Consider the following 20,926-nt stretch of genomic DNA (forward strand, 5'->3'; position numbering starts at 1 on the left):
ACGCGGGGTGGAGCAGCTCGGTAGCTCGCTGGGCTCATAACCCAGAGGTCGCAGGTTCAAATCCTGCCCCCGCTACCACATCGAAGGCCCCCGACCGGTTCACCGGTCGGGGGCTTTCGTCATGTCCGGGTCCCAGTGGGGATTCTTTCGCGCCGGAGGTGTCGGCAGGGTCGGCGCCCCGCGGCCCGGGACGCAGCCTCGTGGTGCCGGGTGCCGGCGATCGCCGGGACCTGGTGCGACGGAGGCGGTTGGACGCAGACGGTTGCCATGGCGTAGTGTTCAGGAGTCGCCGCGGGGTGGAGCAGTTCGGTAGCTCGCTGGGCTCATAACCCAGAGGTCGTAGGTTCAAATCCTGCCCCCGCTACCAAGGAAGGCCCCCGACCGGATCTCCGGTCGGGGGCCTTCGTCATGCGCGGATGCCGCGCGTCGGCCCGGACGTCAGCCGCTCTCGTGCAGCACCGTGATCACGGGGAAGTGGTCGGAGTACCCGTCCTCGTCGACGGGCTTGCCCATCCCGCCGAACGGCAAAGGCCGGGGATAGGCGCCGGTGTCGACCATGGCCGGGTGCCGGTGGACCTGCGCCGACCCGGGCACCACGTGCAGCGGCGCGTCCTCGCCGACGAGGTTCCGGGGCGATCGCCCGGTAGCCCGCGGACTCCAGACGGCCGCCGCTGCGGCTCGGCCAGTGGTTGCCCAGCACCACGAGCCTGCGTCCGCCGGCGAGCGTCTCGAAGGTGACCTGCACGATCTCCCGGGTGGCGTTGCGTCGCATGACCACGTGGAAGAACACGGCCTCGTCGCGCGGTTCCGGCACCCGGAACAGGTCGGCGTCGTAGAGGAAGGCGACGTCGATCCCGCGGGCGTCGTCGGTGTCGGCGTGCACCACCTCGTACCGGCGGGGCGCGGGCAGGGCGGCGTTCACCCGGTCGCGCAGCCGGTCGACGACGAACCGGTTCTCGACCTCGCAGACGCCGAGCAGGTCCGGTCCTGCACCAACCCGGAGGGAGCCGTCGGGCCACCCGGGTGATACGGGACCGGGCGGGCGCGCGCCCCCGGTGCGTCGCGAGAACCGGCAGAACGCGAGGTCGGGCTGGACGACGTCGAGAGGCGCAGTCTCGCGCCCGCGTGCACCGCGAAGCGCACCGGGGCGGCCGGCCTCCAGCTCAGGCCGGGTCGACGGTCCGCACCATGACGCAGTTCTTCAACCCCTTGGGCCGGTCGTAGGTGAACCCGAGCCGTTCGTAGAGCCGGCGGGTGCCGTTGTAGAGGAAGGACGACGACATCTTCCTGGTCTGGTCGGTCAGGTCGTGGGGATAGCTCTCGACCCTGCCGCCTCCGGCACGGGCGATCTGGTCGAGCGCACCCCTGATCGCCAGCTCCGTCACACCGCGCCGCCGGTGGCGCTTGTCCACGAAGACGCAGGTGATCCGGTAGTCCGGCACCACCGTCACGGTGGCCTCGTACTCCTTGCGGTGGTGGATGCCGGGCAGCTCAACCGGCGTGCCGTACTCCGCCCACGCGACGGCCTCGTCGCCGTCCATCACGAGGGCGGCGTGCGCCTCGCCCCGCTCGACGTAGGCCTTCTTGCGCGCCCGGTTGTCCTCCGCACTCCGGCCGCCCTCGGGCGCCTCCGGGTGGAACCAGATGCACCAGCACCCGCCGAAGATCCCACCGTGCCGCTGGACCAGCGCCTCGAAGGCCGGCCACGTCCCGGGCCCGAGCGGCGCGACGGTGTACGACGTCTCGGCGGACGACTGCTCGGCGCCCATGCGTCAGCCCTCCGTCACGGCGGAGGTGTCCACGCACAGGACCCCTCGGTTGCCGTCCTGGTCGGCGATCACGGTGAGCCCCGGCGCCTGGCTGTCGTCGACCACCTCGCCGCCGGCCGCCACGGCGGCTGAGACCCGCTGCTCGGCCACCTCGGGCGCCACGTAGACCTCGACGTGGACCCGCTGGTGCGGGGTGCTGGCCTCGTCACCGGCCGTGAACCACAGGTTCGGCACCCGTCCGGTGGCGTCCCGGATCTCGTCACCCGGCGTCCCTCGGCCCTGCGCCGCGGCGTCCCCGGTCAGCAGGGCCGCCCAGACAGGTGCGACGGTCGCGGAGCGAGTCGTGTCGAGGCCGAGCTCGATCTCGCTGACCGAGGCCGGGTCGGCATCGAGTCGGTGGTCCGCCGCGATCTCGGTGATCCGCTGAGCGAGGTCGAGGTCCCGCCGGGTCACCCACTCGACGACGTGCTCGACGTCCCCGTCCCGGTAGACGGCGTCGTCCGAGACCAGCTCGAGGTCGACGTGGTCGTGACCGACCGATACGCGCAGGTGGTGCCCGAGGTCGACACCCAACTCGCCGACCGCGGCGACGAACCGCGCTCCGGCGGCGAAGTCGTCGACCAGGTAGCGCGCGTGCAGTCCCTGGGCCAGCTTGCGCCAGTCGATGAGTCGGGCCTCCGCGATCTGCGTCCCCGTCATCATGTCCATGGCGAACGACGCTACCCGTGATCCACGTCACAGCGCGCGGCGGCGGGCAGGTCGCGGACATGACGAAGGCCCCCGACCGGATCTGGCGGTTTCCAGGGGTCCTCGCAACACCTGATGGTTTATGTGGCCGTCAGTAGACCACGCAGACGCTCGGCTGGGGTATCCCAGTCGAGCGTCTTGCGTGGTCGGCCGTTGAGTTCCTGGGCGACGTGTTCGAGGTCTTCGGGCCCGTAGGCCCGCAGGTCGGTGCCCTTGGGGAAGTACTGACGCAGCAGACCGTTGGTGTTCTCGTTCGATCCGCGCTGCCAGGGCGAGTGCGGGTCGCAGAAGTAGACCGGCACGTTCGTGGCAATCGTGAACTGGCGATGGGCGGCCATCTCGCTGCCCTGGTCCCAGGTCAGCGAGCCACGCAGGTGCGCGGGCAGGGTCCCGATCAGCGGGACCAGAACGTCGCGGACCTCCTCGGCGGTGTGTCCACCGGGCAGATGTCCGAGGAGCACGTAGCGGGTGGTGCGTTCCACCAGGGTCACGATCGCGGACTGCGAGGCGGTACCCACGATCAGGTCACCTTCCCAGTGGCCGGGCACGGCCCGGTCGGCGACCTCGGCCGGTCGTTCGGAGATCATCACCATCTCGTCGGCGAACCGGGGCGTGCGCTGCTCCGCGCTACGGCGCGGCTTGCGGCGGGTGCGTCCGGTGCGCAGCGCGGCCGCGACCTCACGACGCAGCCCGCCGCGGGCCTGGACGTAGAGCGCCTGGTAGATCGTCTCGGTACTCACCCGCATGCTCTCGTCGTTCGGATACTCCTTGACCAGAGCGTGACAGATCTGTTCGGGCGACCACCGCACCGCGAGCTTGGCGGTCACGTACTGGCGCAGCGGACCATTCACGGCGAGCTTGGCCCGCTTGGGGCGCGCCCGAGACGCCACCCAGGACCGCTGGGCCGCATGGGGTCGGTAGACCCCGCCGGCCGACCGGGCGTCGATCTCGCGCTTGATCGTCGAGGCCGGGCGCCCCAGCGCCCGCCCGATCGCCCGCAACGAGGCGCCCTCACGGCGCAGGTCAGCGATCTGCTCCCGCTCCGCCAACGTCAAGAACCGTGGATCCAGCTCGGCCTCCAGCGCAGCGAGCGAGGGCGTGATGGCCACTTCCACATGAGTCGTCACGCCCGTGGTGTAGTCCACCCGGCGACCATCCGGGTAGATGCGAGCCCCGCGAGCCTTCCGTACCCCGGCGTCCCAGTCCAGCGCGGTACGCACGTTGACCCCGACCTGCTGCGCGGCCCGCCGCCGGGACATACCCGTGCGGCGAAGCTGTTCGTACTCGACCCTGCGCGGATGCGGGCCACGCCCACCCTGCCCCTCAGAACGCCGACCAGCCTTGCGCACCCACCCGGCAGCCGTATGCCTGTTCACCCCGACCACGCGCGCCGCGATCGTCGCACTCGCTACCTCGTCGAAGACCTCGAAGAACCGCGCCCTGAGCTCTGGTGAAACCACGATCCCCGCAACCCCCTGAAATCCAGGGTGTTGCGGGGACCGCTAGAACCGGCCTCTCCGGTCGGGGGCCTTCGTCATGCGCGGATGCCGCGCGTCGGCCCGGACGTCAGCCGGTCTCGTGCAGCACCGTGATCACGGGGAAGTGGTCGGAGTACCCGTCCTCGTCGACGGGCTTGCCCATCCCGCCGAACGGCAAGGGCCGGGGATAGGCGCCGGTGTCGACCATGGCCGGGTGCCGGTGGACCTGCGCCGACCCGGGCACCACGTGCAGCGGCGCGTCCTCGCCGACGAGGTTTCGGTTCACGAGGATCTGGTCGAGGACGTTCGGCTCGTTGTCGAAGTAGAACGTCCCCTCGGGCTCGCCGGCCACCGGCCACATGAGGTTCCACAGCAGGTGCGTGCGGGCCTTGCGGACCTTCACGGCCTGCCGCGTGCTCAGCGCGTGCTGCACCAGGGAGGCGTCGAACGGCTCGTCGTTGAAGTCGCCCATGGCCAGGACGGCGGTGTCGGCGCCGAGGACCTCCATCGCCCGCTGGTGGAAGTATCCGAGGGTCTCGCCCGCGATCGCCCGGTAGCCCGCGGACTCCAGACGGCCGCCGCTGCGGCTCGGCCAGTGGTTGCCCAGCACCACGAGCCTGCGTCCGCCGGCGAGCGTCTCGAAGGTGACCTGCACGATCTCCCGGGTGGCGTTGCGTCGCATGACCACGTGGAAGAACACGGCCTCGTCGCGCGGCTCCGGCACCCGGAACAGGTCGGCGTCGTAGAGGAAGGCGACGTCGATCCCGCGGGCGTCGTCGGTGTCGGCGTGCACCACCTCGTACCGGCGGGGCGCGGGCAGGGCGGCGTTCACCCGGTCGCGCAGCCGGTCGACGACGAACCGGTTCTCGACCTCGCAGACGCCGAGCAGGTCCGGTCCTGCACCGTCGTTCATGCCGGCGACCACCGTGGCGAGCTGGGCGATCTTGCGGTCCCGCAGGGCCGGGGTCCAGCCCACGACGCCCTTGCCGATGGCGCGGGCCACCTTCTCGGGCCGGCGTCCGAGCGCCTCGGCGCCCTCCTCGTCGAAGAGGTTCTCGAGGTTCCACCACGCCACGACGTAGTCGCGCATCGTTCCTCCTGGGCCGGGCCGGACGGGGGCAGCACTCACCCGGAGGGAGCCGTCGGGCCACCCGGGTGATACGGGACCGGGCGGGCGCTGCGAGCCCGCCCGTGCCGCGCGACGACGGTCGGGCGCCCGCCCGTCGCGAGCGGGCCGGACCGGGCGCACCATGGGAGGAGACCCTCGACGGCGAGACGGAGGTGACCGGAGATGCACGCGTCGGTGGGGGACAGGATCGTGACGGCGTCCGGAGTGGTCGGCGGGTCGGTGCGCGCCGGTGTCGTGGTGGAGTGCCCGCACGGCGACGGCTCCCCGCCGTACCGGGTGCGGTGGTCGGACACGGGGGAGGAGACGCTGGTGTTCCCCGGCCCGGACTCGCTGGTGCAGCCCGAGGGCGACACCGGCGGGGCCGCGGGCGAGGACGCGCCGCGGACGGCCCGGTCGACGACGTGGCACGTCCGCCTCACGCTCGTCGAGGCCGCGGGCAGCACCACCGCCGAGGCGGTGCTGGTGGCAGGGCCGCCGGAGCACGCGGACGTCGGCCCGCTGCGCTCGGTGGGGCACGCCCGCAGGGCGCCGCAGGACGAGGAGATCCCTGTCATCGGCGACGAGGTGGCCGCGGGCCGGGCGCTGCGGCGGCTGGCCGACGCGATGCTGGGCCAGGCGGAGGACGACATCACCGCGGTGACCGGTGAGCAGGGGCACGTGCACGCGTGACGGGCGGCACACCGGCGGGAGGTTCACCCGGACCGCGCCCCCGCCTAGGCTCGTCCTCGGCCCGCGACGGTGACCCGCGCCGTCGTCCCGACCTCGGAGGAACATCGTGCGTACCCGTCGCGCCCTGGCAGCCCTCGCCCCTGTCGCCCTGCTCGCCCTGACCGCCTGCTCGGCCGACGGCGGCGACGCCGGGACCGGGGCGACGGCGGAGTCGACGGCCGCGGCCTGCGCGCCGGGCGACCTGCCCACCCTGACCGACGGCACGCTGACGGTCGGCGCGGGGGAGCCGTACGAGCCGTGGTACGTGGGCGAGCCGTCCACCGGGGAGGGCTTCGAGTCCGCGCTGGTGTACGCCGTCGCGGACCGGCTCGGGTACACGGCGCAGGAGGTCGTGTGGGAGTCGGTGACGTTCGAGCAGATCATCTCCCCGGCGATCAAGCCGTTCGACCTCGCCGCCTACCAGACGACGATCACGCCCGAGCGGACGGAGGCCGTCGACTTCTCCAGCCCCTACCTGACGAGCCGCCAGGGCGTCATCGTCGCGGACACCGGCGAGTACTCCGACGCCGCGTCGCTGGCCGACCTCGACGGGGCGCGCGTCGGCGTGACCGCCGCCCAGACGTCGCTCGACGCCGCCGAGTCGGCGTGGGGCGACGCCGTCGAGGTCGTGCCGTTCAACGGCGCCGGCGACGGCATGACCGCGCTCACCTCCGGCACGATCGACGCCATGGTGATGGACGTCGACCAGGGCGTGGCCGCGTCCACCGTCTACTTCCCCGACACCCACGTCGTCGGCACGCTGCCGCCCGTCGGCGAGCCGGAGCAGCTCGGCCTGGTGCTCGACAAGGACTCGGCGCTGACCGCGTGCGTGTCCGATGCGGTCGACTCCCTCGAGGCCGACGGCACCCTCGACGAGCTGCGCACGACGTGGCTGAAGTCGGACGACATCACCGAGCTGTCCTGACCCGCCGATGAGCCCGGCCGACCCCGTCCCCTCCGAGCGCGCGCGGGCGCGCGCCGCCTTCCGGCGCGCCCAGCACCGCCGCGCGCTCGCCGTGGCCGGGGTCGCGTCCGCGCTCGTCGTCGCGCTCGTCGTCTGGGTCGTCACCACGGCGCCCGGCTGGGAGCGGGCCCGCGACGCGTTCTTCTCGCCCGAGCGGGCGTGGGAGGTGCTGCCCGAGGTCGCCGAGGGCCTGTGGCTGAACCTGCGGGTGTGGGTCGTGGCGTCCGTCGTGGGGCTCGTCGTCGGGCTGCTGCTCGCCGTCGTTCGCACCTCGCGCATCCCCGCGCTGTTCCCGGCGCGCGTCGCCACCGTGCTGTACGTCGACGTGTTCCGCGGCGTGCCCGTGCTGCTGGTCCTGCTGCTCGTCGGGTTCGGGCTGCCCGCCCTGCGCCTGACGTGGCTCCCCACCAGCGCGGCGTTCCTCGGCGGGCTCGCCATCGTGCTCACGTACACCGCCTACCTCGCGGAGATCTTCCGGTCCGGCATCGAGTCCGTGCACCCCTCGCAGGTCGCCGCCGCCCGCTCGCTCGGGCTCACCCGCGGCCAGACCGTCCGCCGCGTCGTCCTGCCGCAGGCGGTTCGCAACGTCACCGCACCGGTGGCGAGCGTGCTCGTCTCCCTGCAGAAGGACTCCGGGCTGATCTCCATCCTCGGTGCCGTCGACGCGATCCGTGCCGCGCAGATCGCGACCACCGGCGACTACAACTTCACGCCCTACGTCGTCGCCGGCGTCCTGTTCCTGCTGGTCTCCATCCCGCTCACCCGGCTCGTCGACGCCTGGTCCGCGCGGCAGGGCTGGCGCGGCAGCCTGCGCGGGGTCGCCGGGGCCGGAGCGCTGCGATGACCGCCCCCGTCGCCGCACCGGCGCTGCTCAGCCTGCGCCAGGTCCGCAAGACCTACCCCGCGGGTCCCGGCCGCCGCGCCGGGCGCAAGGTCGTGCTCGACGGCATCGACCTCGACGTCGCCGAGCACTCCTGCGTCGTCCTCGTCGGGTCTTCCGGGTCGGGCAAGTCCACCCTGCTGCGTGTCGTCGACCTCCTGGAGGACGTCGACGACGGCCAGGTGCTGCTCGACGGGGTCGACGTCGCCGACCCGTGGGTCGACGCCGACGCCGTCCGCGCGCGGCTCGCCATGGTGTTCCAGCAGTACAACCTGTTCCCGCACCTGAGCGTGCTGGACAACCTCACGCTCGCGCCCCGCGTCGTGCACCGGCGCGACCGCGCCGAGGCCGCCGCGGCCGGGACCGCCATGCTGGAGAAGGTCGGCCTGGCGCACCTCGCGTCCGCCTACCCCGACCAGCTCTCCGGCGGGGAGCAGCAGCGCGCCGCGATCGCCCGTGCGCTGATGAGCGGCCCCGAGCTGCTCCTGCTCGACGAGGTCACCTCCGCGCTCGACCCCGAGCTCGTCGGCGAGGTGCTCGACCTGCTGACCGCCCTGCGCGCCGAGGGCACCACGATGCTGGTGGCCACCCACGAGATGGGGTTCGCCCGCGAGGTCGCCGACGAGGTCGTGTTCCTCCACGACGGACGCGTGCACGAGCGCGGCACGCCCGCGCAGGTGCTCGACGACCCGCGCGAGGACCGCACGCGCGAGTTCCTGCGACGCCTGCGCTGACCTCGCCGCCCGGCGCCGCCCCCCGGCGCGGCGTCAGTCCTCGCGTGCGGCCCCCGCCCGGTCGACGACGACGGCGAGGGCCTCGCGGGAGTCCACCCCCAGCGTGCGCATCGCGCTCGACAGGTGCTGCTTCACCGTCGACGCGGACAGGTAGGTGCGCTCCGCGATCTGCGGGTTCGACAGGCCGAGCGGCAGCCACGCCACGACCTCGCGCTCGCGGTCCGTGAGCGCGGCGAGCCGGTCCTGCGCCTCGCGGCGACGGTCCGTCCCCGCCCGTTCCGCGCCGCGGCCGTCGATGAGGGAGCGCTGCGCGGCCGGGTCGAGACCGCCGTGCCCGGCCGCGACGTCGCGCAGCACCTTGACGATGTCGTCCGGGTCCGCCGTCTTGTGGACGAACCCCACGGCACCCGCGTCGAGCGCGGACCGCACCGCGTCGTCGGACCCGAACGACGTCAGGGCCACGACGGACGGCGGGTCGGCCAGCCGCCGGAGCGCCGCCGTCGCGGCGATCCCGCCGACGCGCCGCATCTGGATGTCCATGAGGACGACGTCGGGACGGTGGGCGGCCACCGCGTCGGGGACCTCGTCACCGTCCGTGGCGACCGCGACGACGTCGACGTCCCGGGCCGCCGCCAGGACGGCGGAGAGCAGGCCGCGCACCAGGGGGTCGTCGTCGACGAGGAGGACTCGGATCACGACGCCCGACCCTAGCCGGACGCACCGACACGCGTCACCGGCCGGGGGAGTGGTCGACCTCCGCCCACGGCAGCCGGGCCGCGACGACGAACCGGCCCGCGTCCGGTCCCGCCGTCAGCGTGCCGCCGAGCCGCTCCGCGCGCTCCTGCATGCCGGTGACGCCATGGCCCGTGCCCGCCCCCGCCGGCAGCGTCGACAGCGGGTTCTCGACCCGGATCTCCACGCCCCGGGCGCGACCCGCCCGCACCGTGACCGACACCGGCTCGCCGGGCGCGTGCTTCAGGGCGTTCGTGAGGGCCTCCTGCACGATGCGGAACGTGGCGCGGGTGACGTGCGGCGCCGCCAGGTGGGACTCGGTGACGAACACCGTGCCCCACACCTGCGCGCCACCGGCCCGCAGCCGGTCCAGCAGCGGCACCAGGTCCTCCAGCGTCGTGCCGGGCAGCAGGTCGCCGTCGTCGGTGCGCAACGAGTGCAGGAGCGTGCGCAGCTCCGCGACCGCCCGCTGCGCCGACGCCCGCACCTCGCGGGCGGCGTCCCGCGTCGGCTCGTCGTCGGGGTGCTGCACCTCCAGGACCGACGCGCGCAAGGAGATCGTCGCGATGTGGTGCGCGACCGTGTCGTGCACCTCGCGGGCGATGAGCTCGCGCTCCTCCTGCCGGGTCATGCGGTCCTGCAGGACGGCGCTGCGCGCCTCCACCGCGGCCGTCGCCTCCCGGGCGTCCCGCGAGTCCTGCCGCGCCGCGGCCGTCATCGCGCGGGACCGGCGCACCACGCCGGCCGCCACGGACACCCCGAGGAAGAACAGCCCCCAGCCGACGAACGCCACGATCCCGGGCTCGTAGGAGGTCGCGCCCGCCTCGTCGACGACGCTGAACACCCGCGCGCCGAGGGGGCGCGCCGCGTCCCGCCACAGTGCCGCCGCAGTGCCGGCGGTCACCGCCGCGGTGCACAGCACGACCGTCCGGGTCCGGGCCACGGCCCACACCCACGGCAGCGCCAGCAGCGCCGCCGCGGCGTCCACCGGCAGCAGCACCGGCGCCACCGACGCCGCCAGGCAGATCGGCACCGGGAACTCGCGGCGCAGCACCAGACAGCCGGCCAGGACCAGGCCGGCGATCATCGCCAGGATCGAGCCCAGCATCGCCAGGTCGTCGTCACCGGACGTCGGAGCCGTGAGCGCGACCGCCACCAGGGAGCTCGTGCCCGCCACGACGACGGCACCCACCGTGCCCAGCCGGGACCACGTCGACCGCCCGGCCGGGCGCCGGGACGGAGGCGGGTACGAGAGCCCGGCGGGCGGGACGGAGGCCGTGGCAGGCGCCGGGCCGAGCGGGACGGACATGGCCCCGAGGGTACGCAGCGCCACCGACGCGGACCACACCCGACCGGGCAGCGGATGCCGACCGACCGGGCAGGGCGGTCCTGACCGACCGGGTGATGTGCCCGGTTCGTCCCGGCGGCGAGGCTGTGGACGTCCCCCCGAGCAGGCCCCACGGGCTGCTCACCACGTCGTCCGAGGAGTCCCCGTGTCGTTCCCCGCCCCGCAGGCCCCGGCGCCTGCCGCCCCGCCCGTCCCGCCGGCGAAGGGCAACGCCCTCGCCGTCGCAGGTTTCGTCGTCGCCCTCGTCTCGCTGCTGTTCTGCCTCGTGCCGATCGTCAACAACCTCGCCCTCCTCGGCGCCGTCGTCGGCCTCGTGCTCGCGGTCGTCGGCGTCGTCAAGTCCCGCCGCGGTGCCCCGCGCGGCGGTCTCGCGATCGCCGGCGTCGTCCTGGCCGTGCTCGCCGGCATCGGCGTCCTCGCCTCCCAGGCGTTCTACGGCAAGGTCGTGGACGAGGTCACGGCCGAGCTGTCCGACACCCCGACCGCCGCGGGCGACGACACCGACTCCACCGACGCCGAGACCGACGACGCCGCCGGGGCCACCGACGCCGTCGCGGACACCGAGCCCGCCGACCAGGTCGACGCCGCCGCGGACGACGACGGCGGGGCCGGCGCCGCCGACGGCACCCGCGAGCACCCCTACCGGTTCTCCGAGACCGTCAGCAACGACGACTGGACCGTCGACCTCGGCAAGCCCTACGAGGCGTGGGACGAGGTCCACGCCGAGAACCAGTTCAACGAGGCCCCCGCCGACGGCACCGAGTTCTGGATCGTCCCCGTCGAGGCCACGTACACCGGCGCCGACACCGGCACGCCGTGGCTCGAGCTCACCGTCGAGTTCGTCGGCGACGACGCGGTCACCTACTCCGACTCGTGCGGCGTCGTGCCCGACGACCTCATCGACGTCGACGAGCTCTACGAGGGCGGGACGGGCAAGGGCAACGTCTGCGTCGCCGTCCCCGCCGGCGCCCACGGCACCTGGACCCTCACCGCCGGCTGGTTCTCCGACCCCGTGTTCTTCGCCACCCGCGGCTGACCCGCCGCGCACCGGCAGCGCGCAGGTCGCCCGCACCGACCCGCCGCGCCCGCCGCCACCGGACCGGACGTGCCGGACCTGCCCCCCGACAGGCCCGGCACGTCCTCCGCTGTATCTGCCGCACCACCCCGCCCCTCCCTCCCCGACAGGAGGTGTGCCATGAAGCGACTCGTCCTGTGCTGCGACGGCACGTGGAACCACGCCGTCAACTCCCGCGTCACCAACGTGGAGAAGCTCGAACGGTGCGTCGTCCAAGGACTCGTGCCGAACCCCGACGGCGACGACGCCGTCCAGATCGTCGGCTACGTCGGCGGCGTCGGCGCCCGCGGCTACAAGGTCGACCAGCTCCTCGGCGGGGCCTTCGGGTACGGCCTCACCCGCAACGTCGTCGACGGCTACCGGTTCCTCGCCACCACCTCGGCCGAGCACGACGAGATCTACGTCGTCGGGTTCTCCCGCGGCGCGTTCACCGCCCGCAGCGTCGTCGGCATGATCTCCCAGGTCGGACTCCTCACGCCCGAGGCCGTCGACGCCGGGATGCTCGACGACGCGCTGCGCACCTACCGCATCCCCCTCGACGCACCCGGCGCCAAGGAGACCAAGGCCGCCTTCAAGGCCGAGCACTCCGCCAGCCCCCGCGTCCGGTTCCTCGGCGTCTACGACACCGTCGGCGCGCTCGGCGTCCCCGGCATCACCCGCGGCCGCAGCCGGTTCCACGACGTCGTCCTGTCCGGCATCGTCGACACCGCCCGCCAGGCCCTCGCCATCGACGAACGGCGCATGACGTTCACGCCGTGCCTGTGGCGCGTCCCCGACGGCGACACCCCCGGCCGCGTGCAGCAGGTCTGGTTCCCCGGCGCGCACAGCGACGTCGGCGGCGGCGCACCCCGCTCCGGCCTGTCCGACGTCGCGCTCCACTGGATGGCCGACGAGCTCGAACGCGCCGGCCTCGTGCTCGACCGCGACCGACTCGCCCGTCAGCGCGGCCACGACCCCCTCGTGCTCGACCCCCGACCCCACGTCCTGTTCCGCGCCCTCAACCTCGGCCGCCGCGTCGTGTCCCGGTCCGGCCTGGTCGACGGCCGCCAGGTGTTCCGCGACGGACTGCGCGTCCTCGCCCTCGAACCCCCCGCGACGCCCGGCACCGCCACGGCGTCCGCCGTCGTCACCGCACCGACCGACGGTGACACCCCGGCGACCCCCGCCGCCGCAGCGCGCTGGGCCGACGCCGTCGCCCTCGCCGACACCGCCACCCGGTACGCGCAGCGCGACCACTACACCGAACGGGCCCGCAACCTCGCCTGGTGGGTCGAAGCAGCCGGCGGCCTCGACCTCGTCCCCACCGTCGACGTCGGCGCCGCCGACGACGAACGGCCCCTCCTCACCGCCTGAAGGTCAGGCGTCGTACACGTCCTTCACCACCAGCACCGGCACCGACGCGTCCAGCAGCACCCGCTGCGTCGTCGACCCCATGAGGAACGTGCCCTGGCTCGACCGCTTCCGCGACCCCACCACCACCAGCGTCGCACCCACCTCGTCCGCCGTGTCCAGGATCGCGTCCGCCGGCTCCGTGTGCTCACCCCGGTACGTCACCGCCACCTCACCCGCACCCAGCAGCGCCGCCAGCTCCGCCGGCGTCGGGTCCGACGCCGGCTGAGGGTCCAGCACCAGCACGTGCAGGGGGACGTCACGACTCTGCGACTCCTCCAGCGCCGTCCGGACAGCCGCCTCCCCGTGCGGGGAGGCGTGATACGCCACGAGCACCGTCATGGGGCCACTCTCGCACAGGCGGCGGCGTCGTCGCAGCGTCGCCGGAGGTCAGGCACGCGCCGCCAGCTGTTCCACGACCTGCCGCTTCGCCCGCGTCAGCATCCCCGTCATCCCGTTCAGCCGCAGCGCGGACACCGCCCGCGTCAGCCCCAGCTGCATCGGGAAGTCCTCCGGCACGTCCACCACCTCCTGCGGCGACAGACCGGACAGCCCCTGCGCCAGGATCGACGCGAAACCCCGCGTCGTCGGCGCCTCCGCCGGGGCAGACGCGTAGAAGTGCACCACCTCGTCGTCGTCCACCTCCGCGAACGCCCGCACCGGCGACTGGCACTCCTCGACCTTCTCCAGCAGACCCGGCGCCAGCGCGTACCGCTCCGGCAGCTCGGGCAACTCGCGCGAGAACTCCAGCAGCAGCTGCAGCCGCTCCGGCTCGGTCAGCGCGAGGAAGTCCTCCCGGATCTCCTCCAGCGAGGCGGGCAGCGGCTTCACGGCGTCGTCGGTCATGGTTCCATCCTGTCGTACTTCGGGTGTCGTGCGGTCGCGCGGTCGTCGGTCGGGGTGCGGCGGGGTGGGGCGGGGTGGGTGGGGCGGCGCCAGGTCGCGTTCACGGGCCCCAGGGGGCCCTCCACTTCGGGTCTGACGACCTGGCGCCGCCCCACCCACCCCGCCTCGTCACTCACGTCGCGTGCATGGTCGAGCGTCGTCGCGTGACGAGTCGTGCTCGCAGACCCTCGTGGTCTCGCATGTGTTCGCCTCGGTGGCTCGCCCTGCTGTCGTTCCGTCATCCGCGCGACCGGTCGTCCGTACCGGTCAGGCCGCGGTTCTGGTCGGACGTGCCTCGTCGGACCTTGCGCGTGGTCGACCTCCAGGATGCCGGTCGGAGCGGCGTCGGCAGGTGCGGTCCCGTAGCCCGGTACGGCGCGGACGTCGACGAACGACGAGGACGTGGCGCAGGGAGGCGGCGCATGGTCGTCATCCCCAAGTGGAGGGCCCCCTGGGGCCCTTGAACGTGACCGTGCGCCGCCTCCCCGCGCCACGTCCGGACGTGACCAGAGAGTGCGGCGCCTCCCTGCGCCACGTCCGGACGTGACCAGAGAGTGCGCCGCCTCCCTCCGCCATGTCCGGACCGACCCGGCGAGCTGGACGCAGACCGGGGGAGCGTCAGGCCGCGGGGGCCTCGCCCGGCTGGTCGCCGGCGACGATCGGGACGCGGACGGCGTTGCCCCACTCGGTCCAGGAGCCGTCGTAGTTGCGGACGTCGTCGATGCCGAGGAGGTAGCGCAGCGCGAACCAGGTGTGGCTGGAGCGCTCGCCGATGCGGCAGTAGGTGATGACCTTGTCGTCGAGCTGGAGGCCGAGCCCGCCCTCGCGGTAGATGGCCTCGAGCTCGGCGCGGGGCTTGTAGGTGCCGTCCTCGGACACGGCGGTGGCCCAGGGGACGTTGCGCGCGGTGGGGATGTGCCCGCCGCGGAGCACGCCCTCCTCCGGGTAGTCGGGGATGTGGAGGCGCTCGCCGGTGAACTCCTGGGGGGAGCGGATGTCGACGAGGGGTCCGTGGCCGAGGTGGGCGAGGACGTCCTCCTTGAAGGCGCGGAAGGTGGTGTCGTCGCGCTGGACGTGCGGGTAGTCGACGTGCGCGGGGGCGGGGACGTCGGTGGTGAGGTCGCGGCCCTCGGCGACCCAGAGGTTGCGGCCGCCGTCGAGGAGGCGGACGTCCTCGTGGCCGAAGAGGGTGAAGACCCAGGCGGTGTACGCGGCCCACCAGTTGTTCTTGTCGCCGTAGAGCACGATGGTGGTGTCGCGCCCGATGCCCTTGGAGCCGAGGAGGTCGGCGAAGCCGGGGCCGTCGAGGTAGTCGCGCTCGACGGGCAGCAGGAGGTCGGTGTGCCAGTCGATCTTCACGGCGCCGGGGATGTGGCCGGTCTCGTAGAGGAGGACGTCCTCGTCGGACTCGACGACGACGAGGTCGGGGTTGCCGAGGTTCGCGGCGAGCCACTCGGTGGTGACGAGGCGCTCGGGGTGGGCGTACTCCTGGAGGCGGGGGGTGGGGTCGAGCGGTGCGGACATGGTTCCTCCTGGTCGGTGGGTGCGGCGGGTTCTGGGCTCACCCTAGGCCTGCTCTCACCGGGGACGACACCCGTTGTCCAGAATGTGGGACCACGATGTGAGACAGGATCGGCGGACGCGCCCGCCCACCGCGCCTACACTGGCCGCACCACCGCACGACGACGTCGGAGGTTCACGGTGCAGGGTCGCGTCATCAGGTCCACGGTCCCCTCGCGAGAGGTCGCCGCCGTCCGGCGCGACCGCCGCTGGGTGCTCGACGCCCACGGGGCGTTCCTCGACACCGGCCTGCTGCCGCCCGCCCTCGACCCCCTCGTCGCGGAGTCCTGGCGCCGCAGCCGCAGCAGCGGCGTCGACCCCGACGACCCCGCCACCCGCACGGGCCTCACCGGGGCCGAGCTCGACACCTACCGCGCCACCCACCCCCTCGCCCCCCTCATGCCGCTCGTGCGGGACCTCGTCGTCGACGGGGCCGCCGACGACGGGCTCGTCGTCGCGGTGTCCGACGACGTCGGTCGTCTCCTGTGGGTCGAGGGCGACGCCCGCACCCGCCGCACCGCCGAGCAGGTCGGGTTCGTCCCCGGCGCCGTCTGGCGCGAGCAGGACGTCGGCACCAACGCCCCCGGTACCGCGCTCGCCACCCGGCGGGCCGTGCAGGTGCTCGGCGCCGAGCACTTCGCCCGCCCCGTGCAGGCCCTCAACTGCGTCGCCGCACCCATCCACGACCCCGCCGGACGAGTCCTCGGCGTCCTCGACGTCACCGGCGGCCGCGCCGCCGGGTCCCGCGTCGCCCTGTCGCTCGTCCGCGCCGCCGTCGGCAGCCTCGAACGCGAGCTCGCCGCCCTCGCCCGCACCCCCGGGCACCCGGCCGGCACGGCACGCCCCGCCCTCACCCTGCTCGGACCCACCCCCACCCTGCGCCTGCCCGACGGCGTCCACCGCCTCTCCGGCCGGCACGCCGAGATCCTCGCCCTCCTCGGTGAGCACCCCCGCGGCCTCACCGCCGACGAGCTCGCCGTGCTCCTCCACCCCGGCGACCTGTCCGACGTCACCGTGCGCGCCGAGATCTCCCGGCTGCGCCGTGTCGCCGGGGACGTCGTCACGGGCTCGCGCCCCTACCAGCGCGCCGCCGGGCTGCGCTCCGACGTCGACGTCGTCCATGAGCACCTCACCCGCGGCGACGTCCGCGCGGCGCTCGCCGCCTGCCCCGGACCCCTGCTGCCCCGTTCCGGCGCGCCCGGCGTCGAACGGGCCCGCGCCGACCTCACGGCCGACCTGCGCGCCGCCGTCCTCGCGACCGGCGACGTCGACGTCCTCGAGGCGTGGACACTCACGGACCACGGCGCCGACGACGTCGAGGCGTGGCAGCGGCTCGTGCACCTCGCCACCGCCGGCAGCCCCCGCTGGCACCGCGCCCGCGCGCACCTCGCCGTCGTGGACTCCGCGCTGCGCTGAGCGGCGACCGCCGGACGACGGCCGCCCGCACGTCACCCGCCGCTGCAACGCGGATGCAACCCCCGCACCCCTAACGTCGGCCGCACGGCGCGACGAGGCGCCGTCGCCGCCGGCCCGACCCGGCCCCGCGGCGAGGTGAGCAGTGCGAGGAGGCACGCACCATGACCGTCTACGCACCCCCGGGACAGCCCGGGTCGATTGTCGAGTACCGCAGCCGCTACGACCACTGGATCGGCGGCGAGTACGTCGCCCCCGCCCGCGGCGAGTACTTCGAGAACCCCAGCCCCGTCACCGGCAAGACCTTCTGCGAGGTCGGCCGCGGCACCGCCGAGGACATCGAGAAGGCCCTCGACGCCGCGCACGGCGCCGCCCCCGCCTGGGGTCGCACCAGCGCCACCGAGCGCGCCGTCATCCTCAACAAGATCGCCGACCGCATGGAGGCGAACCTCGAGAAGATCGCCGTCGCGGAGTCGTGGGAGAACGGCAAGCCCGTCCGCGAGACCCTCGCCGCCGACATCCCCCTCGCCATCGACCACTTCCGCTACTTCGCCGGCGCCATCCGCGCCCAGGAAGGGTCCATCTCCGAGATCGACGCCGACACCATCGCCTACCACTTCCACGAGCCCCTCGGCGTCGTCGGGCAGATCATCCCGTGGAACTTCCCCATCCTCATGGCCGTGTGGAAACTCGCCCCGGCGCTCGCGGCCGGCAACGCCGTCGTCCTCAAGCCCGCCGAGCAGACCCCGGCGTCGATCCTGTTCCTCATGGACATCATCGGCGACCTCCTGCCGCCGGGCGTCGTCAACGTCGTCAACGGGTTCGGCGTCGAGGCCGGCAAGCCGCTCGCGTCGTCGTCGCGCATCCGCAAGATCGCCTTCACGGGGGAGACCACCACCGGCCGGCTGATCATGCAGTACGCGTCGCAGAACATCATCCCCGTCACCCTGGAGCTCGGCGGGAAGAGCCCCAACATCTTCTTCTCCGACGTGGCCTCGGCGCGCGACGACTTCTACGACAAGGCGCTCGAGGGCTTCACGATGTTCGCCCTCAACCAGGGCGAGGTGTGCACCTGCCCGTCCCGGGCCCTCATCCAGGCCGACATCTACGACCAGTTCCTCGGTGACGCCCTCGAGCGCACCCGCGCCGTCAAGCAGGGCGACCCGCTCGACACCGAGACGATGATCGGCGCGCAGGCCAGCAACGACCAGCTCGAGAAGATCCTCTCCTACATCGACATCGGCAAGGCCGAGGGCGCGAAGGTCCTCACCGGCGGGCACCGGGCCGAGCTCGACGGCGACCTCGCCGGCGGCTACTACGTCACCCCCACCGTGTTCGAGGGCAAGAACGACATGCGGATCTTCCAGGAGGAGATCTTCGGGCCCGTCGTCGCCGTCACCGAGTTCGCCGACTTCGACGACGCCATGAAGGTCGCCAACGACACCCTCTACGGCCTCGGCGCCGGCGTGTGGTCCCGCGACGGCGGCATCGCCTACCGGGCCGGGCGCACCATCGAGGCCGGCCGCGTGTGGACCAACTGCTACCACGCGTACCCGGCCGCCGCCGCGTTCGGCGGGTACAAGGGGTCCGGCGTCGGGCGCGAGAACCACAAGATGATGCTCGACCACTACCAGCAGACCAAGAACCTCCTGGTCAGCTACTCCGGCCAGAAGCTCGGCTTCTTCTAGGCCGGGAGCCACGATGTCCGACGACGCCACGGCAGACACGGCGGGTGCCGCGCACCCGCCGGCCCGCGTCGCCGTCACCGACGCCGCAGCCGGGCTCCTCGCCCGGCTGCGGCGCCGGCACGGCGACCTCATGTTCCACCAGTCCGGAGGCTGCTGCGACGGGTCCAGCCCCATGTGCTACCCCGACGGCGACTTCCTCGTCGGCGACGCCGACGTCCACCTCGGCGACCTGCCCCTGGTCGACCCCGACGACGACGCCGCGTTCACCGTGCCCGTCTGGATGTCGCGGGCACAGTTCGAGTACTGGAGCCACACGCACCTCACCATCGACGTGGTGCCCGGCCGCGGTGCCGGGTTCAGCGTCGAGGCGCCCGAGGGGGTGCGGTTCCTCATCCGCTCGCGCCTGTTCACCGACGCCGAGGCGGACGCGCTCGCCCTCCGGTAGGCACGACGGGCGTCGCCGGGGTGCGGGGCGGCCGACGCGTCCGGCCGGTCCGTGGCCCCGACGGGCGGGACAGGGGGGTCTGGGCGCGGCGGGGACGAACAGGTATGTTCTGGGCCGTGAGCACCGAAGCCGACGCCCTCCCGTCCGTCTCGTCCCTCCCGGCCTGGCTCGTGCCGTCCGTGTACCTGAACTGGTCCACGGACTGGCTGCGCGAGTCCGTCGCCATCGCGACGCGCTCCCGCGAGCACTCGCTGCCCGGCGGACCCGACGGCCCCAAGCGCGGCGACGTCGTCGTCACGGTGCTCGGCGACGCGGGCGTCGTCGCGTCCGTGGAGCTCATGGGCTCGTCCGACGGCGACTCCTGGGTCACCGACGAGCTGTTCGGCCCCGACCGCCCCATCGTGTGGGCCGACCTGTTCGACGGCGCCGACGCCTACATCGGCTCGTCCGGCTGGCTCCCCGCCGAGCACGCCCGCGCCGTGCTCGACGGCGTCGCCAACCAGTTCCACGACGGCCCCGTGCACACCATCGACCCCGGCGACTGCGGGTCCGGGCGCACCGCCCCCGACGTCCACGTGCTCCGCATCATCGGCCACCGCGCCGTCACCGGCTGGGCCATGCGCCGCGAGGAGCGCTGCGCCACCTGCGAGCGGTTCGTCGACGTGCACGAGCTCCACGCGCACGACGACGGCGCCGTCCGCCTCGGCACCACCACCGCCGGCGGCCGCACCCTCGACCAGGTCATCCGCGACGTGCACCTCCTGTGCGGGCAGTGCCACGACCTCATGCACGCCCACACCGTGTCCGCGCAGCGCAACCGCCTGCGCCCCCAGTGCCCCGGCTGCGGCGTGCGCGGCAAGACCAAGCGCATCGTGTGGGGCATGACGTTCTCCGACGACGTCGTCTCCGCCGAGCCCGACGTCGTCTACGGCGGCTTCGAGGTCCCCGTGCCCGCCCCCGAGTGGTACTGCACGGAGTGCCACGCCAACTTCGGCAGCACCGTCGTCGCGTCCCGCGTGCTCGACGCCCACGGCCCCGCCGTGCCGCAGCCCGTCACCGGTGCCATCACGCGCGTGAGTGCCGACGAGGCCGCCGACGCCGACCGCTGGGAGCCCGCCGAGGGTCGCTGAACTCCCGACGCCGCAGGGCCTCACGCACCCGTCCGGGTGCGTGAGGCCCTGCGGCGTTCACGAGGGCTGTGGTCGGGCGTGCGACCGGGACGCGGCGCGCATCGCGCGACGCTCCGAGGGGGCGCGGTCAGGCGGCCGCGAGGGCCCGTGGACGTCTGCGACGCCGGACGACGGCGTGGTCGGCGTCCGGCACGTACGGCGTCACCCGCAACGGCATCCCTGCCTCCAGGGGCGTCCGGTCCGCCTTGCGGTGGTTGCAGGGCTCGCACGCCGCCACCAGGTTCAGCCACGAGCTGTCCCCGCCGCGGGACCGCGGCACCACGTGGTCCACCGTCTGCGCCGGACCGCCGCAGTACGCGCACGCGCCGTCCCGCCGCTTCACGCCGTCCTTCGTCACCGAAGGGCGACCGCCACCCCGGTACACCCACCGCATCGTCACGTACCGCACCAGCCGCAGGACCCGCGGCATCGGGTAGGGGCCGAACGACGCACCCTCCACGAACTCCTCCACCACCGCCACCTCCCGCACCAGCATCGTGATGGCGTGCTTCACCGACACCCGGTGCAGCGGCTCGTAGCCGGCGTTGAGGACCAGCACGTCGGCCACGGTCCTGCTCCTTCCGGTGGTGCGCCCGACCTGGATGGTCGGTGCGCAGATGGGCGGCTCCTCGTCGGATCGATGAGTAGGGCGGCGGCGATCGCGCAGCAACCGCCGGACGGGCGCCCATGTGACGTCCGTCACGACGAAACTAGAGGTGAGATGCGGGGAAGTCCAGCATTTTCGTCCCGACGGACGTCGCGCCCGCGTCACCCGGGGTCGAAATCGCCTGTTTCGCACCTTTCCGCGTGCGT

The 20,926-nt window shown here is 73.6% G+C and carries 20 protein-coding genes, 2 tRNA genes and 1 pseudogene; 12 read left to right on the plus strand and 11 right to left on the minus strand.

From position 1 onward, the window contains the following. Position 1 precedes the first annotated feature (1 nt). Both ATJ88_RS05220 and ATJ88_RS05225 read left to right on the plus strand, forming a co-directional pair. Positions 2 to 78 (plus strand) — tRNA-Met (locus ATJ88_RS05220). A 212-nt stretch (positions 79 to 290) separates the two neighbouring features. Further along, positions 291 to 367, plus strand: a tRNA-Met gene (locus tag ATJ88_RS05225). 321 nt (positions 368 to 688) lie between these two features. On the opposite strand, the pseudogene ATJ88_RS19130 reads toward ATJ88_RS05225, so the two are convergent. The 5 genes and pseudogenes from ATJ88_RS19130 to ATJ88_RS05250 form a co-directional block, all read right to left on the minus strand. Continuing rightward, positions 689 to 1,162, minus strand: a pseudogene (locus ATJ88_RS19130) (endonuclease/exonuclease/phosphatase family protein); the annotation flags it as partial. A gap of 1 nt (position 1,163) precedes the next feature. Next, on the minus strand, positions 1,164 to 1,769 hold the full coding sequence (locus ATJ88_RS05235; protein WP_098462914.1) for a GNAT family protein: 606 nt from the start codon (positions 1,767 to 1,769) through the stop codon (positions 1,164 to 1,166). A gap of 3 nt (positions 1,770 to 1,772) precedes the next feature. Beyond that, the gene (locus tag ATJ88_RS05240; RefSeq protein WP_098462915.1) at positions 1,773 to 2,477 is read right to left on the minus strand and encodes a VOC family protein; all 705 of its coding nucleotides are present in this window, start codon (positions 2,475 to 2,477) and stop codon (positions 1,773 to 1,775) included. A gap of 119 nt (positions 2,478 to 2,596) precedes the next feature. After that, positions 2,597 to 3,775, minus strand: a complete 1,179-nt coding sequence (locus ATJ88_RS05245; protein ID WP_141538613.1) for an IS30 family transposase — start codon at positions 3,773 to 3,775, stop codon at positions 2,597 to 2,599. A gap of 307 nt (positions 3,776 to 4,082) precedes the next feature. Further along, positions 4,083 to 5,084: an endonuclease/exonuclease/phosphatase family protein gene (locus ATJ88_RS05250; protein ID WP_098462917.1), complete on the minus strand. Its 1,002-nt coding sequence runs from the start codon at positions 5,082 to 5,084 to the stop codon at positions 4,083 to 4,085. A 201-nt stretch (positions 5,085 to 5,285) separates the two neighbouring features. Here ATJ88_RS05250 and ATJ88_RS05255 point away from each other — a divergent pair, with 201 nt between their 5' ends. The 4 genes from ATJ88_RS05255 to ATJ88_RS05270 all read left to right on the plus strand — a co-directional run bounded on the left by ATJ88_RS05255 (position 5,286) and on the right by ATJ88_RS05270 (position 8,409). Continuing rightward, positions 5,286 to 5,792 carry a dsRBD fold-containing protein gene (locus ATJ88_RS05255; protein WP_098462918.1) on the plus strand — a complete coding sequence of 169 codons (507 nt, stop codon included), beginning with the start codon at positions 5,286 to 5,288 and terminating at the stop codon, positions 5,790 to 5,792. A gap of 106 nt (positions 5,793 to 5,898) precedes the next feature. Continuing rightward, a complete protein-coding gene (locus ATJ88_RS05260; protein WP_170023525.1) occupies positions 5,899 to 6,756 on the plus strand; it encodes an ABC transporter substrate-binding protein in 858 nt (285 codons plus the stop codon). 7 nt (positions 6,757 to 6,763) lie between these two features. Further along, positions 6,764 to 7,639 carry an ABC transporter permease subunit gene (locus tag ATJ88_RS05265; protein ID WP_098462920.1) on the plus strand — a complete coding sequence of 292 codons (876 nt, stop codon included), beginning with the start codon at positions 6,764 to 6,766 and terminating at the stop codon, positions 7,637 to 7,639. After that, entirely contained in the window at positions 7,636 to 8,409 is a 774-nt protein-coding gene (locus ATJ88_RS05270; protein WP_098462921.1) for an amino acid ABC transporter ATP-binding protein, read from the plus strand. The genes ATJ88_RS05265 and ATJ88_RS05270 overlap by 4 nt, the downstream gene beginning before the upstream one ends. A gap of 33 nt (positions 8,410 to 8,442) precedes the next feature. Here ATJ88_RS05270 and ATJ88_RS05275 read toward each other — a convergent pair whose 3' ends face one another. Together ATJ88_RS05275 and ATJ88_RS05280 are read right to left on the minus strand one after the other, a co-directional pair. Continuing rightward, positions 8,443 to 9,105 (minus strand): response regulator transcription factor, encoded by a 663-nt coding sequence (locus ATJ88_RS05275; protein WP_098462922.1) that lies wholly within the window; start codon positions 9,103 to 9,105, stop codon positions 8,443 to 8,445. A 34-nt stretch (positions 9,106 to 9,139) separates the two neighbouring features. Continuing rightward, positions 9,140 to 10,450 (minus strand): sensor histidine kinase, encoded by a 1,311-nt coding sequence (locus tag ATJ88_RS05280; RefSeq protein WP_141538614.1) that lies wholly within the window; start codon positions 10,448 to 10,450, stop codon positions 9,140 to 9,142. A gap of 184 nt (positions 10,451 to 10,634) precedes the next feature. On the opposite strand from ATJ88_RS05280, the gene ATJ88_RS18305 reads away from it, so the two are divergent. Together ATJ88_RS18305 and ATJ88_RS05290 are read left to right on the plus strand one after the other, a co-directional pair. Further along, positions 10,635 to 11,525, plus strand: a complete 891-nt coding sequence (locus ATJ88_RS18305) for a hypothetical protein (RefSeq protein WP_170023527.1) — start codon at positions 10,635 to 10,637, stop codon at positions 11,523 to 11,525. A gap of 159 nt (positions 11,526 to 11,684) precedes the next feature. After that, positions 11,685 to 12,917: a DUF2235 domain-containing protein gene (locus ATJ88_RS05290; RefSeq protein WP_098462924.1), complete on the plus strand. Its 1,233-nt coding sequence runs from the start codon at positions 11,685 to 11,687 to the stop codon at positions 12,915 to 12,917. A 3-nt stretch (positions 12,918 to 12,920) separates the two neighbouring features. Here ATJ88_RS05290 and ATJ88_RS05295 read toward each other — a convergent pair whose 3' ends face one another. From ATJ88_RS05295 to ATJ88_RS05305, 3 genes are all read right to left on the minus strand, one after another. Beyond that, complete coding sequence (locus tag ATJ88_RS05295; RefSeq protein ID WP_098462925.1) at positions 12,921 to 13,295, minus strand: universal stress protein; 375 nt, start codon at positions 13,293 to 13,295, stop codon at positions 12,921 to 12,923. A 48-nt stretch (positions 13,296 to 13,343) separates the two neighbouring features. Then, entirely contained in the window at positions 13,344 to 13,799 is a 456-nt protein-coding gene (locus ATJ88_RS05300) for a SufE family protein (RefSeq protein WP_098462926.1), read from the minus strand. A gap of 657 nt (positions 13,800 to 14,456) precedes the next feature. After that, positions 14,457 to 15,362 (minus strand): sulfurtransferase, encoded by a 906-nt coding sequence (locus ATJ88_RS05305; protein ID WP_098462927.1) that lies wholly within the window; start codon positions 15,360 to 15,362, stop codon positions 14,457 to 14,459. A 177-nt stretch (positions 15,363 to 15,539) separates the two neighbouring features. On the opposite strand from ATJ88_RS05305, the gene ATJ88_RS05310 reads away from it, so the two are divergent. The 4 genes from ATJ88_RS05310 to ATJ88_RS05325 all read left to right on the plus strand — a co-directional run bounded on the left by ATJ88_RS05310 (position 15,540) and on the right by ATJ88_RS05325 (position 20,074). Continuing rightward, complete coding sequence (locus ATJ88_RS05310) at positions 15,540 to 16,814, plus strand: helix-turn-helix domain-containing protein (RefSeq protein ID WP_245852142.1); 1,275 nt, start codon at positions 15,540 to 15,542, stop codon at positions 16,812 to 16,814. Between the two features lie 161 nt (positions 16,815 to 16,975). Beyond that, positions 16,976 to 18,499: an acetaldehyde dehydrogenase ExaC gene (gene exaC / locus ATJ88_RS05315; RefSeq protein WP_098462928.1), complete on the plus strand. Its 1,524-nt coding sequence runs from the start codon at positions 16,976 to 16,978 to the stop codon at positions 18,497 to 18,499. Between the two features lie 13 nt (positions 18,500 to 18,512). Then, entirely contained in the window at positions 18,513 to 18,944 is a 432-nt protein-coding gene (locus ATJ88_RS05320) for a DUF779 domain-containing protein (protein WP_098462929.1), read from the plus strand. A gap of 116 nt (positions 18,945 to 19,060) precedes the next feature. Next, positions 19,061 to 20,074 carry a hypothetical protein gene (locus ATJ88_RS05325; protein WP_211287467.1) on the plus strand — a complete coding sequence of 338 codons (1,014 nt, stop codon included), beginning with the start codon at positions 19,061 to 19,063 and terminating at the stop codon, positions 20,072 to 20,074. Positions 20,075 to 20,201: 127 nt separating this feature from the next. Here ATJ88_RS05325 and ATJ88_RS05330 read toward each other — a convergent pair whose 3' ends face one another. Next, entirely contained in the window at positions 20,202 to 20,681 is a 480-nt protein-coding gene (locus ATJ88_RS05330) for an HNH endonuclease (protein ID WP_098462930.1), read from the minus strand. Between the last annotated feature and the right edge of the window lie 245 nt (positions 20,682 to 20,926).

The sequence above is a fragment of the Isoptericola jiangsuensis genome (assembly GCF_002563715.1).
GTDB classification, from domain to species: Bacteria; Actinomycetota; Actinomycetes; order Actinomycetales; family Cellulomonadaceae; genus Isoptericola; species Isoptericola jiangsuensis.

Bases quoted from the DNA above. Each gene is read 5' to 3' on its own strand.
- ATJ88_RS05290 (WP_098462924.1), top strand. From the start codon at position 11,685: ATGAAGCGACTCGTCCTGTGCTGCGACGGCACGTGGAACCACGCCGTC.
- ATJ88_RS05250 (WP_098462917.1), bottom strand. From the start codon at position 5,084: ATGCGCGACTACGTCGTGGCGTGGTGGAACCTCGAGAACCTCTTCGAC.
- ATJ88_RS05280 (WP_141538614.1), bottom strand. From the start codon at position 10,450: ATGTCCGTCCCGCTCGGCCCGGCGCCTGCCACGGCCTCCGTCCCGCCC.
- ATJ88_RS05255 (WP_098462918.1), top strand. From the start codon at position 5,286: ATGCACGCGTCGGTGGGGGACAGGATCGTGACGGCGTCCGGAGTGGTC.
- ATJ88_RS05265 (WP_098462920.1), top strand. From the start codon at position 6,764: ATGAGCCCGGCCGACCCCGTCCCCTCCGAGCGCGCGCGGGCGCGCGCC.
- ATJ88_RS05295 (WP_098462925.1), bottom strand. From the start codon at position 13,295: ATGACGGTGCTCGTGGCGTATCACGCCTCCCCGCACGGGGAGGCGGCT.
- ATJ88_RS05320 (WP_098462929.1), top strand. From the start codon at position 18,513: ATGTCCGACGACGCCACGGCAGACACGGCGGGTGCCGCGCACCCGCCG.
- ATJ88_RS05245 (WP_141538613.1), bottom strand. From the start codon at position 3,775: ATGTCCCGGCGGCGGGCCGCGCAGCAGGTCGGGGTCAACGTGCGTACC.
- ATJ88_RS05240 (WP_098462915.1), bottom strand. From the start codon at position 2,477: ATGGACATGATGACGGGGACGCAGATCGCGGAGGCCCGACTCATCGAC.
- ATJ88_RS05300 (WP_098462926.1), bottom strand. From the start codon at position 13,799: ATGACCGACGACGCCGTGAAGCCGCTGCCCGCCTCGCTGGAGGAGATC.
- ATJ88_RS05235 (WP_098462914.1), bottom strand. From the start codon at position 1,769: ATGGGCGCCGAGCAGTCGTCCGCCGAGACGTCGTACACCGTCGCGCCG.
- ATJ88_RS05305 (WP_098462927.1), bottom strand. From the start codon at position 15,362: ATGTCCGCACCGCTCGACCCCACCCCCCGCCTCCAGGAGTACGCCCAC.
- exaC (WP_098462928.1), top strand. From the start codon at position 16,976: ATGACCGTCTACGCACCCCCGGGACAGCCCGGGTCGATTGTCGAGTAC.
- ATJ88_RS05270 (WP_098462921.1), top strand. From the start codon at position 7,636: ATGACCGCCCCCGTCGCCGCACCGGCGCTGCTCAGCCTGCGCCAGGTC.